Raw genomic sequence first — 12,178 nt, forward strand, 5'->3', positions numbered from 1 at the left:
CGTGTCCTCGCTTCCATACGGTTACGAATGGGAGCGCTCCCACCGGGCTTCCGCCGTCCACCCCCACCACGAACTGAAGCGTTCCGTCCCCCCACCGAGAGGAATCGCCACCGTGGTCCCCTTTCCGGGCTCGCTGAGCCCCCTGAGAAAAACGAACAGGCTGCGGGTCTTTCTGGCCGCCGCCGTCGCGGCGGCGCTGCTCGCGCTGCTCTCCCTCGCCGGACAGACGCACGCCACGGCCGCGGGCGCGCCCGCGGCTCCGGCGGCGGCCGAGGCCGCCACCGGCTACTGGCACACCAGCGGACGCCAGATCCTGGACTCCACGGGCAAGTCAGTCCGCATCGCGGGTGTCAACTGGTTCGGCTTCGAGACCAGCAACTACGTGGCCCACGGCATCTGGTCGCGCGACTACAAGAGCATGATCGACCAGATGAAGCAGCTCGGCTACAACACGATCCGACTGCCGTACAGCGACGACATCTTCAAGGGCACGATGCCCTCCAGCATCAACTACTCCGGCGGCATGAACGCCGATCTCCAGGGCCTCAACTCCCTCGGCGTGATGGACAAGATCGTCAACTACGCCGGTTCCATAGGGCTGCGGGTCATCCTGGACCGGCACCGTCCGGACTCCGGCGGCCAGTCCGCGCTCTGGTACACCGCCGCCGTCCCCGAGTCGACCTGGATCACCAACCTCAAGGCGATGGCGACCCGTTACCTGAACAACCCGGCGGTCGTCGGCATCGACCTGCACAACGAGCCGCACGACCCGGCCTGTTGGGGCTGCGGCGACACCACGATCGACTGGCGTCTTGCGGCCGAGCGCGGCGGCAACGCCGTCCTCGGCGTCAACCCCAATCTGCTGATCTTCGTGGAGGGCGTCCAGACCTTCAACGGGACGTCCGGCTGGTGGGGCGGCAACCTGATGGGCGCGGGGCAGTACCCGGTCGAGCTGAACGTGGCGAACCGGGTGGTCTACTCGGCGCACGACTACGCGACCAGCGTCGCCCAGCAGCCGTGGTTCAGCGACCCGAGCTTCCCGGCGAACATGTCGGCGATCTGGGACAAGTACTGGGGCTATCTGTTCAAGCAGAACATCGCCCCGGTCTGGGTCGGCGAGTTCGGCACCACCCTCCAGTCGACCGTCGACCAGACCTGGCTGCGGACGCTGGTGGACTACCTGCGGCCGACCAGCACCTACGGCGGCGACAGCTTCAGTTGGACCTTCTGGTCGTGGAATCCCAACTCCGGTGACACCGGCGGCATCCTCAACGACGACTGGACGACGGTGAACACCGTCAAGGACGGCTACCTGGCCAGCATCAAGGCGCCCGGCTTCGGCGACTCGGGCGGCACGACCGGCGGCACCGCCAACGGCGGTACGTCGTCGGGCACGTCGAGCGGCACGTCCTCCGGCACGTCCTCCGGCACCTCGTCGGGCACCTCCTCCGGTACGACGACCGGCACGTCGACCGGTACGACCTCCGGCTCCACCGGCGGTCCGACCGGCGGCAGTTCCGGGTGCACGGCCACCTGGCACACCGACAACCAGTGGAGCGGCGGCTTCACCGCCACCGTGACCGTGGCCAACTCCGGTACGGCCGCGACCAAGAGCTGGAAGGTCACCTGGACGTGGCCGGGCGGGCAGCAGGAGACCAGCGGCTGGAACGCGGACATCCACCAGGCCGGAGCGGCGGTGACCGCGGGCAGCCTCGCCTACAACGCCGCGCTCGCCCCGGCCACCACGACCACCTTCGGCCTCCAGGGCACCTCCAGCGGCACCCTCGGCGCACCCGCGCTGACCTGCACCGCCACCTGACGCACCACTGATGTGCCGGCGCTCCCCGCGGGGCGCCACCGACCGGCGGGTCCCGTTCAGGGGCCCGCCGGTCCCCGTTGTGCGCGGGGCCGGCGCGGCCCGCCCCGGCCTTGATGCGACGCGGAATTGACCCCGTGCAGACCCCTAGGCATACCGACCAGTCGGTACTAGCCTCTGGCCACACCTTCGGGGCCGGCCGCACCGCACCCCCGAGGGGCCGCAGCAGTGCCGTCCCCGTGCCACTCCACCCGGTCTCCAAGCATCTCCAGGAGGAGCCGTATGTCCGCCACCCCGACGCCGCTCGACGCCGACAGACCCGGGCCCGACGCCCGGTCCGCAGGCGCCCGTACCGCGCTCAGTCGGCTCTACCGCCGTGACCTGGCCGAATATCCGGCCACCGGGCGTCGTATGGCGTATCTGGCGATCGTGGTGATCACCACGGTCGTGCTGTACTACATGCTCTACATCCAGTACGCGGTCGCCACGTCGATCATCACGCACTTCGACATGACCTACCGCTACTTCGTGTGGGTCTCGGTGATCGGCAACGCGGTAGGCGCCTTCGCCTCGCTGGTGGCCGGGCTCGCCGACCGCTGGGGGCGGGCGAATCTGGTGGTCTACGGGCTGCTCGTCGCGTCGCTGCTGGTCTTCCTCGGACTGCCGAACGCGGGCGGCAAGACTACGTATCTGGTGCTGTTCGCGCTGGTCAGCTTTATCGAGGGCATCGTGCTCGTGGCCACGCCCGCGCTGATCCGCGACTTCTCGCCGCAGGTCGGGCGGGCCACCGCGATGGGCGCCTGGACGATGGGGCCGGTGATCGGCAGCCTCGTCGTCACCACCGTCACCAGCAACACCCTGGACACGTCGAGCTGGCAGGACGAGCTGCGCTACTCCGGCGTCTCCGGTCTGGTGGTCTTCGTGATCGCGCTCTTCGCGCTGCGCGAGCTGTCCCCCGGACTGCGCGACCAGATCATGGTGACGCTGCGGGACCGGGCGCTGGTCGAGGCGCGCGCCAAGGGCATCGACCCGCAGGCCGCGAGGCGCGGCGAGTGGCGGCAGATGCTCCGGCTCGACGTGGCGGGCTCCGCGCTGGCGATCTCGCTCTTCCTGCTGCTGTACTTCGCGGCCGTCGGCAACTTCGTCGTCTACTTCGCGACCACCTACGGCTACACCGAGCAGCGGGCCAACGCGGTCGCGAACTGGTACTGGGCGGCGAACGCCATCGCCCTGGTGGTGATCGGCGTGATCTCCGACCGGCTCAAGGTGCGCAAGCCGTTCATGATCGTGGGCGCGGTCGGTTCCATCGTGGTGACCGCGATCTTCGCCTCCCGCGCCACCCACCCCACCACCGGCTACTACACCTTCGCGTGGCTGTTCATCGGGATCGGCGTCTTCAGCGGCATCGCCTACGGGCCGTGGATGGCGAGCTTCACCGAGACCGTCGAGAAGCACAATCCGGCGGCCACCGCGACGGGCCTGGCGGTGTGGGGCTGGACGATCAGGATCGTGGTCGCGGTCTCGGCCGCCTTCATCCCGGTGCTGGTCACCTCCGTCACCCCGCTGGTCGACCACGGCACCGAGGTCACCGTCGCGCAGCGGCAGGCGGCGCCCGCGCTCGCCGTCGTCAACGCCCATCCCCAACTCTTCGCGGAACTGGGCAAGTACCCGCCGGGCAAGGCGCCCGCGGCCCTCACCCAGCAGGCGGTCCAGGAGGTCGGCCCCGCCGACCTCGCCGTGGTCCAGAAGGCGCAGCCGCAGTTGGCGGTGCTCACTAAGTACGGCGCCAAGGTGCAGAAGGCCGCGCACGACGGCCCCGGCCAGTGGCGTACCTGGTGGTGGATCTGTGTCGGCGGCCAGGTCCTCTTCCTGCCGTTCGTGTTCGTGATGGCCGGTCGCTGGAGTCCCAAGCGGGCCAAGCAGGACGCCGATGAGCACCAGGCGGCGGTGGACCGCGAAATGGCGGCGCTCGCGGCGGAACCCGCCTGAGGCACACGGCACACCCGCGAAATCGCCCGCCGTGCTCAAGAAATGACACAGCGTCAGTCATGCGGGGGTAATGGCCCGGTCATGGGCCCGTCAGGTGCCTCGGCGCCCGGCGGGCCCATGAATGATGTGCGACGGCCATGGCGCGCCTGTGTGAATCGCCGGTCACGGCGGCCTGTGAGGGCTACAGTCCCGATCATGAGCGAACGTCCGTTTGAGGCTCTGGGGTTGAGTGCCGACGCGGACCGGGCCTACCCGTTGCTGGTGGCCACGCGGGGAGTGGCCGATGCGGAACTGGCTCGGCAGATGGGGGTGTCGAGGGCGCGGGCGGAGGAAGCCTGCGGGGAGTTGGCCGGGCGCGGCCTGGCGAAGCTCGGGCGCGACGGGCGCTGGTATCCGGTGCCGCCGCAGAGCACGCTGCTGCCGCTGGTGTCCCGCGCCCAGGAGCAGTTGCGGCGCGGCCGGGAACTGCTCGACCGGCTGGGCGTGGAGTACCAGCGGGTGCACGAGGGCCATCGGGCGGAGGAGATCGTCCGGGTGGTCGAGGGCCAGGCCGCCATCGGCCGCTGGGCGGAACAGCTCCACGCCTCGGCCGTCTCGGAGTTGATGGCCTTCGTCCGTACCGACAAGGACACGGCGGACGACGCCGTCCCCGACCCGCTGGCCTGCGGCTCGGCCGCCGTGCCGGGGATACGCCGCCGGGTGGTCTTCGAGCGGGCGGGCCTGGAGTCGATGGGCCTGGACCCGCTGGCCGCGCTCGACCCGCCGGGTACCCGGCAGCAGGCGTTCGTCCGGGTCACCGACCGGCTGCCGGTCCGGCTGTGCGTCGCCGACCACTCGCTGGCGCTGCTGCCGCTGCCCGCCGACGCGCGGCCACCGGACCCGGTGATGCTGGTGATCCGGCCGAGCGGACTGCTCGACGCGCTGGTCACGCTCTTCGAGTCGGTGTGGGCGGACGCGGTGCCGCTCGGCCGCCCCGACGCCGGACCCTCGCCGGCCCGCGCCGACGCGGGACCGGCCCGCAGCGCCGTCCAACTGCGCATCCTGGCCATGCTGGTGAGCGGCAGCACGGACGCGGCGATGGCCCGCGCCCTGGGTGTCGCGGTGCGGACCGTGCAGCGGCACATCGCGGCGATGCAGCGGGACGCCGGAGTCGACAACCGTATACGGCTGGTCTGGCACGCGGCCCGGCACGGCTGGCTGGACGACGGATACGGACGCGGTGAGGTTGTGCCGTCTGGTTGACGTGAACGCGACGTGCAGTTCCGGTGTGGGTGATGTCAGGTATCCGACAATCACTTCGGGTTCCAGTGGTGCGTGTGAGGCACAGGTATACGCCAGCGGTTCGATCGGACCGCAACCGGCCACGACCTCGTCATGGCACGGTCCCCTCCGGCATCACGGAGTCCCGCCTTGCGCATATTTCCCAGACGGAGCGGAGGTCGGCGCGCCGCTACCGCGGTAGCCGCCCTCGCGTCGGCCACCATCGCCCTGCTCGGCCTTCAACTGCCCGCCGCGGCAACGGCGTCCGCCGCACCCTCCTCCCGGCCCGACGTCGTACGGCAGTGCGGCGACGCCCAGCCGGGTCAATTCCGCTGCTTCGCGCTGCGCCGCACCGACGTGGCCGCGCACAAGGGCATCCAGCCGCTCGCCGCCACCCCGGCCGGCTTCGGTGCCACTGACCTCCAGGACGCGTACAACCTGCCCGCCGACGGCGGCGCGGGCCAGACCATCGCCATCGTCGACGCCTACGACGACCCCACCGCCGAGGCGGACCTGGCGATCTACCGGGCGCAGTACGGCCTGCCCGAGTGCACCACCGCCAACGGCTGCTTCAAGAAGGTCAGCCAGCGCGGCGGCACCGACTACCCGTCACCCGACCCCGACTGGGCGGGCGAGATCTCGCTCGACGTCGACATGGTCTCGGCAGCCGCCCCCAACGCCCACATCCTGCTCGTCGAGGCCGACTCGGCGAACTTCGCGGACCTGGGCGCCGCGGTGGACGAGGCGGTCGCGCTCGGCGCGAAGTACGTCTCCAACTCCTACGGGACCGGCTACAGCAGCACGCCCGGCAGCGGCGAGGACCCGTCCGAGACCACGGACATGGACCCGTACTACAACCACCCGGGTGTCGCGGTGGTCGCCTCCTCCGGCGACGACGGCTTCGGCGTCAGCTACCCGGCGGCCTCGCAGTACGTGACCTCCGTCGGCGGCACCGCGCTCGCCAAGGACACCGGCACCAGCCGCGGTTGGACCGAGTCCGTGTGGAACAACACCTACGGCGGCCCCGGTTCGGGATGCTCGCTCTACGAGCCCAAGCCGGCCTTCCAGACCAACGGCTTCTGTGACAAGCGGTCCGTCGCCGACGTCTCCGCGGTCGCCGACCCGGTCACCGGCGTCTCCGTCTACCAGGGCTACGGCGGCAACGGCTGGGCGGTCTACGGCGGCACCAGCGCCTCCTCCCCGCTGATCGCGGGCGTGTACGCGTCGGCCGGCACCCCGGCCGCGGGCACGTACCCGAACTCCTACCCGTACGCGCAGGCCGGCGCCCTCAACGACGTCACCGCGGGCAACAACGGCACCTGCTCGCCCACCCAGCAGTGCACCGCGGGCCCCGGCTACGACGGCCCGACCGGCCTCGGCACCCCGAACGGCCTGGCGGCCTTCCGCAGCGGCCCGCACGGCGTGCTCACCGGCAAGGTCACCGACCACGCCACCGGGGCGGCCATCGCGGGCGCCAAGGTGACCGCGGGCGACTACAGCGCCACCTCCGACGCGACCGGCGGCTACAAGCTGGACGTCCCGCCGGGCAGTTACGACCTGACCGCCGCCGCCTACGGCTACGCGAGCAAGACCGCGTCCGCCGTCGAACTGGCCGACGGCGCCACCGTCACCACCTCCTTCGCCCTGGACGCGGTGGCCAAGCAGACCGTCGCGGGCAAGGTCACCGACGGCTCGGGCCACGGCTGGCCGCTGTACGCGAAGATCACCGTCGACGGTGTCCCCGGCGCGCCGGTCTACACCGACCCCGTCACCGGTGACTACTCGCTGACGCTCCCCCAGGGCAGCGCGTACACCCTGCACGTCAGCGCCAACTACCCCGGCTACAAGACGGTCGACAAGAGCCTCCAGATCGGCACCGCCGACCAGACGCTCAACGTCCCCGTGCCCGTCGACCCGTCGTCCGACCAGGCGCCCGGCTACGCGGTGCACCTGACCGGCAGCAGCGAGGCGTTCACCTCCACCACCGGACCCCCGGCGGGCTGGTCGGTGACCAACGCGGACAGCACCAACGGCGGTTGGGTCTTCAACGACCCGGGCGCCCGCGGCAACAGGACCGGCGGCAGCGGCGGTTTCGCCAACATCGACAGTGACAACATCGGCCAGGGTCTCAGCCAGGACAGCTCGCTGCTGTCCCCGTCCTACGACCTCACCGACGTCGCCGCCCCGGTGCTCGGCTTCGACACCGACTACAAGGCGTTCAGCAACTCCACCGCCGACGTGGACGTCTCGACCGACGCCGGCGCCACCTGGACCACCGTCTGGCACAAGACGACCACCTCGGTGGCCGGTCCCACGCACGTCGAACTCCCGCTGGCCGACTACGCGGGCAAGAGCGACGTACGGCTGCGCTTCCACTACAAGGGCAACTGGGCCTACTGGTGGCAGCTCGACAACGTTTTCGTCGGCAAGCGCACCTACGACCCGGTCAGCGGCGGCCTGATCGTCGGCAACGTGACCGACAGCAACACCAAGGCGGGCGTCAACGGCGCCACGGTCACCAGCACCGACGCGCCCGACGACCACACCACCACCAACGCCACGCCCGACGACCCGAACCTGGGCGACGGCTTCTTCTGGATGTTCTCGCACCTCACCGGCAAGCACCCGATCACGGCCACCGCGTCGAAGTACACCTCGGCGACCGCGACCGTGAACGTCCCCAGGGACGGCGTCGGTTCGCACAACCTCGCCCTCAAGGCGGGCCAGATCAAGGTCACCCCGGCGAGCATCAGCAAGACCGTCGCCTGGGGCAAGAGCGCGAGCCAGGTCGTGACGGTGAAGAACACCGGTAACGCCCCGGCCACCGTCACCCTCGGCGAGACGCCGGGCGGAGTCGTCCTCCAGAAGGCCGGCGGCGCCCCGCTCAACCTCGTCAAGGGCCACTACTCGCCGCTGTCGCTCACCACGCACGGCGCGAGCGCCAAGAAGGGCGCGCTGTCGCCCGGCGGCAAGGCCACCACCGACGCCGCCGCCAACGCGCAGGGCGCGGCGGGCGACGCCTGGCAGACCATCCCCGACCTGCCCGTACCCACCGGTGACAACGCGGTGGCCGTGCACAACGGGACCGTCTACTCGGCGTTCGGCTTCACCGGCGTGGCCGACACCAGCGACCTGTACGCGTACAGCGCGGACAGCGGCGCCTGGACCAAGCTCGCCTCCGCCGCCGACACCCGTGAGGCCCCGGTCCACGGCGTGATCGGCGACAAGTTCTACGCGGCCGGCGGCTGGGGCGCCAGCGGCAACCCGGACGCCAAGCTGGAAATCTACGACATCGCCTCCAACACCTGGAGCACCGGAGCCAATTCGCCCAAGCCGTACGCGGGCGCGGGCAGCGCGGTGCTCAACGGCAAGCTGTACTCGGTCGGCGGCTGCACCGCCAACGCGTGCGGCACCGCCGACGTCACCTCCTACGACCCGGCGACCAACACGTGGGCCAGCGCCGCCGCCTACCCGGAGCCCATCGCCTGGGAGTCCTGCGGCGCGGTCACCGGCAAGCTCTACTGCTCCGGTGGCACCACGGACGCGGGCAGCACCACTCACGCGTACGTCTACGACCCCGCCGCCGACTCCTGGTCGCCGATCGCGGACCAGCCGACCGACGCGTGGGGCGCCACGTACACCTCGGCCAACGGCGTGCTGCTGGTCAAGGGCGGTGCCATCAACGCGGGCGCCGCGCTGACCAACCAGACGTGGGCCTACCAGCCCACCGACAACACCTGGACGGCGCTGCCCAACGCCAACGCCTCGCTCTACCGCGGCAGCGGCGGTGCCGGCTTCTACTCGGTCGGCGGCCTGGCGGGCCAGACCCCGGCCAAGAACGCGGAAGTGCTCCCCGGCTACGACCAGCCCGACGTCACCGATGTCACCTGGCTGTCGGAGAGCGCCACGTCCGTCACCGTCGCACCCGGCGCCAGCACCACGCTGACCGTCACCCTGGACGCGTCCGTCCCCGAGATCACCCAGCCGGGGACGTACTCGGCCTCGATCGGCCTGGCCAGTGACACGCCGTACAGCATCGCCCCGATCCCCGTGTCGCTGACCGTCAAGCCGCCCGCCACCTGGGGCAAGATCACCGGCACCGTCAGCGGCGGCGGATCGCCGCTGGCCGGGGCCACCGTCCAGATCAACACCTGGGCGACGCACTACACGCTGAAGACCGCCCCCGACGGCACGTACGCCCTGTGGCTGGACGTCCGCAACAACCCGCTCCAGCTCATCGTGGCCAAGGACGGCTGGCAGCCGACCGTGGCCACCGTGAAGATCACGAAGGGAGCGACCGTCACCAGCAACTTCACCTTGCTGAAGGACTGATCGGGACTCCTTCGCAGCAGCGCGCCCCCGTCGCCGGTTCCCACCGGCGGCGGGGGCGCCGCCGTGCGAGGGGCGTCAGTCGGTGAGGCCGGTGACGCGCAGCGTCAGATTGAGGCGTCCGCCGCTCAGCCCGACGGCCGGATCGCCGGTGTGCGGAAGGACTTTGGGCACCCCGTGGAAGGCGTAGCGGGACGGCCCGCCGAAGACGAAGAGGTCACCGGAGGCCAACTCCACGTCGGTGTACGGCTTTCCGCGCGTCTCGGTGTTGCCGAAGCGGAAGACGCAGGTGTCGCCGATGCTCAACGACACCACCGGTGCACCGGACTTCTCGTCCTTGTCCTGATGCATGCCCATCGTGGCGCCCTCGCCGTAGAAGTTCACCAGCACCGTGTCCGGCGCGTACGCCGCCCCCGCGGCCCCGTCCTCGTACGCGTCCGCCACCGCGCGGCGGCCCAACTCGCCGAGCCGCTCGGGGAACGCGGCGACCCGGGCGCCGTTCACGTCGTGCGCGATCCGCGAGTACGCGTACGGGCTCCAGTGCCAGCCCAGACACATCGTGTGCACCGACATGACGCCGCCGCGCGGCAGCCGGGTGCGCCGCATCGGCACCGGGCCGCGCGCCCACGCGCGGCACGCCGCCACCAACTCGGCCTGTTCTTCGGGGGAGAGCCAGCCGGGCACGTGGACGGCGCCGGGCGCGGGCCGCGAGCGCGGCCGGGGGATGAGCGCGTTCACGCCGCGCTCCTGGCCCGCGCCTCGCGCAACAGGCGGGCGATGACGTCGAGTTCGGCCGCGACCAGGCGCTCGGCCGCGTCCGCGTCGCCGTCGAGCACCGCCGCGACCAGCGCTTCGTGACCGCCAGGACCCGCGGTCCCCAGGGCCAACAGGGACTCGCGCAGCGCGGGCGCGAACTCGGCGAACAGATCGGTGAGTACGGGATTGCCGGCCGCGGCCACCAGCGCCGCGTGCAGCGCGAGGTCGGCGTCCACGCGGGCCGCCGGATCGGCGGCGGCCTCCGGCCGGGCGGCGCGTGCGGTGGCCGTGAGCGCCGAGGCCAGCGCTGCGTCGAGCGCCGCCGCGTCCTCGCCGGTACGGCGCCGCGCCGCCAGCCGTACGGCCCGCGTCTCCAGCAGCGCGCGCACCTCGTGGACGTCCGTCGCCGCCGCCCTGCCGAGCTTGGCCGACCACTCCTCGACCGGTTCGGTGGCGATGACGAACACCCCGGCGCCCTGCCGGGTCCGCAGCTGCCCGGCACCGGCCAGGGCGCGTACCGCCTCGCGGACCGTGGACCGGCCGACACCGAGCGAAGCGGCGAGAGCCGTCTCGCCCGGCAGCCTGGCTCCCACCGGCCAGCGTCCCTCGGCGATCTGGTCCCGCAGGCGCTGCGCGGCCTGCTCGACGAGCGGACTGGGGCGCAGTGATCCGACGGTCATCGGCGTCTCACCTCGCAGGTCTCAGGTTCTCTGAGGAGTCGTCCCAAGATCAGTTTACTCGGGGCCACCGGGACGGCGACCCGAGCGGGACGGCGGCCGAAAGCGGGGCTCGATGCACGGGCTCGATGCGCGGGCCGGGTGCACGGGCCCGGTGCGCGGGAGGGGCCTCAGGGCTTGTAGATCTTCCCCGGCTCCGGCTTCGCGGGGGCCATCAGCTCCGGCACGGTCACCAAGGTATAGCCCTCGGCGCGCAGCGAGTCGATGATCCCGGGCACCGCGGGCACCGTCCCCTTGTAGAGGTCGTGCAGCAGGATGATCCCGTCCCGGTGCGCGTCCTTGAGGATGCGCTTGTGGATCAGCGCGGAGTCGGTGGTCGCGTAGTCGCTCGCCGTGTCGTTCCACAGCACCAGCGACAGGCCCAACTCCTTGGAGATCTTGGCGACTTCCTTGTTGGTACGGCCCTGCGGCGGGCGCATCAGCGTCGGCCGCTTGCCGGTCAGCTTCTCGACCGCCGTGTTGAGCCGGTCCAACTCGGTGCGGATCTCGGCCGGTTTGAGATCGGTCAGCCTGCGGTGGGTCCAGGTGTGGTTGCCCAGCACATTCCCGTTCCGCCCCATCTGCGCGACCAGGTCCGGGTACTTGTCCACGTGGTTGTGGCCCAGCAGGAAGAAGGTGACCCGCACCTTCTTCTCGTCGAGGACCTTCAGCAGCGCGGGGGTGTGCTCACTGGGGCCCGCGTCGAAGGTCAGCGCGATGCACTTGGCCTTGCGGCAGTCGACGGCTCCGGCGGGCAGCGCCGCGTCGGCCCCGGCCTTCTTCGCCGCCGCGTTCCGCGCGCTGCGCGGGGACTGCGTGTCATAGGTGGTGCACCCGCTCAGCGCCGTCGCCAGCGCCACCGCCGCCACCGCGGCTCCGGCGCACCGGCGTCGTATGGCTGAGGGCGTTCCTGGCATGGCGGGTCCTCCGGGTCTGTGCGTGGGCGCGCCGCGCGGTGGCTCGGAACGGCACCGCGCGGCTGCGTACGGCTGCTCGGCACGGGGCTCCGCCCGGCCCGCCGCGCGGGCTCGCCGGGCGACATCCGTGCGAAGTCTGTATGTCCGCTCTGTGTCTGCTGAGCGGACGGAGACTCACCCTACACACCCGCTATGTACGGCATGTATAGCGGGGTGTTTCGGCCACGCCGCAGGTGGGACAGGGGTGCCCCGGTGCATGAATGTCCGTTGTGTCGACACTTCGGGCAGAACCGGTCGCCCTCGTGCCATATCGAAAAGGATCTTCGCGCAAAACAGCGCGCGACCGATCGGTTCCAGTGTGTACTGGGCACGGCCCGCCCCCGGGCGGCCCGCCG

At 71.3% G+C, this 12,178-nt stretch carries 7 protein-coding genes; 4 read left to right on the forward strand and 3 right to left on the reverse strand.

The window, feature by feature from the left end:
• Nucleotides 1-133: 133 nt before the first annotated feature.
• The 4 genes from ACIP4Z_RS11685 (at nt 134) to ACIP4Z_RS11700 (ending at nt 9,397) form a co-directional block, all read left to right on the forward strand.
• Nucleotides 134-1,819, forward strand: a complete 1,686-nt coding sequence (locus tag ACIP4Z_RS11685; protein WP_401307283.1) for a cellulase family glycosylhydrolase — start codon at nt 134-136, stop codon at nt 1,817-1,819.
• A gap of 279 nt (nt 1,820-2,098) precedes the next feature.
• Nucleotides 2,099-3,805, forward strand: a complete 1,707-nt coding sequence (locus ACIP4Z_RS11690) for a nitrate/nitrite transporter (protein WP_401306807.1) — start codon at nt 2,099-2,101, stop codon at nt 3,803-3,805.
• A 195-nt stretch (nt 3,806-4,000) separates the two neighbouring features.
• Nucleotides 4,001-5,047 (forward strand): LuxR C-terminal-related transcriptional regulator, encoded by a 1,047-nt coding sequence (locus tag ACIP4Z_RS11695; RefSeq protein ID WP_391046297.1) that lies wholly within the window; start codon nt 4,001-4,003, stop codon nt 5,045-5,047.
• Between the two features lie 168 nt (nt 5,048-5,215).
• A complete protein-coding gene (locus ACIP4Z_RS11700; protein WP_401306811.1) occupies nt 5,216-9,397 on the forward strand; it encodes a carboxypeptidase regulatory-like domain-containing protein in 4,182 nt (1,393 codons plus the stop codon).
• A 75-nt stretch (nt 9,398-9,472) separates the two neighbouring features.
• On the opposite strand, the gene ACIP4Z_RS11705 is transcribed toward ACIP4Z_RS11700, so the two are convergent.
• From ACIP4Z_RS11705 to ACIP4Z_RS11715, 3 genes are all read right to left on the reverse strand, one after another.
• The gene (locus ACIP4Z_RS11705; protein ID WP_401306814.1) at nt 9,473-10,132 is read right to left on the reverse strand and encodes an alpha-ketoglutarate-dependent dioxygenase AlkB family protein; all 660 of its coding nucleotides are present in this window, start codon (nt 10,130-10,132) and stop codon (nt 9,473-9,475) included.
• Nucleotides 10,129-10,830, reverse strand: coding sequence for a FadR/GntR family transcriptional regulator (locus tag ACIP4Z_RS11710; protein ID WP_401306817.1), 702 nt, complete (start codon nt 10,828-10,830; stop codon nt 10,129-10,131). Before ACIP4Z_RS11710 ends, ACIP4Z_RS11705 begins: the two co-directional genes overlap by 4 nt.
• 167 nt (nt 10,831-10,997) lie before the next feature.
• The gene (locus ACIP4Z_RS11715) at nt 10,998-11,783 is read right to left on the reverse strand and encodes a polysaccharide deacetylase family protein (protein ID WP_355332910.1); all 786 of its coding nucleotides are present in this window, start codon (nt 11,781-11,783) and stop codon (nt 10,998-11,000) included.
• Nucleotides 11,784-12,178 lie beyond the last annotated feature (395 nt).

Source organism: Streptomyces sp. NPDC088910, assembly GCF_044749865.1.
GTDB lineage: Bacteria > Actinomycetota > Actinomycetes > Streptomycetales > Streptomycetaceae > Actinacidiphila.

What these genes read in the sequence shown, in the direction of transcription:
- ACIP4Z_RS11690 (WP_401306807.1), top strand. Translation starts at nt 2,099, where the DNA reads ATGTCCGCCACCCCGACGCCGCTCGACGCCGACAGACCCGGGCCCGAC.
- ACIP4Z_RS11695 (WP_391046297.1), top strand. Translation starts at nt 4,001, where the DNA reads ATGAGCGAACGTCCGTTTGAGGCTCTGGGGTTGAGTGCCGACGCGGAC.
- ACIP4Z_RS11710 (WP_401306817.1), bottom strand. Translation starts at nt 10,830, where the DNA reads ATGACCGTCGGATCACTGCGCCCCAGTCCGCTCGTCGAGCAGGCCGCG.
- ACIP4Z_RS11715 (WP_355332910.1), bottom strand. Translation starts at nt 11,783, where the DNA reads ATGCCAGGAACGCCCTCAGCCATACGACGCCGGTGCGCCGGAGCCGCG.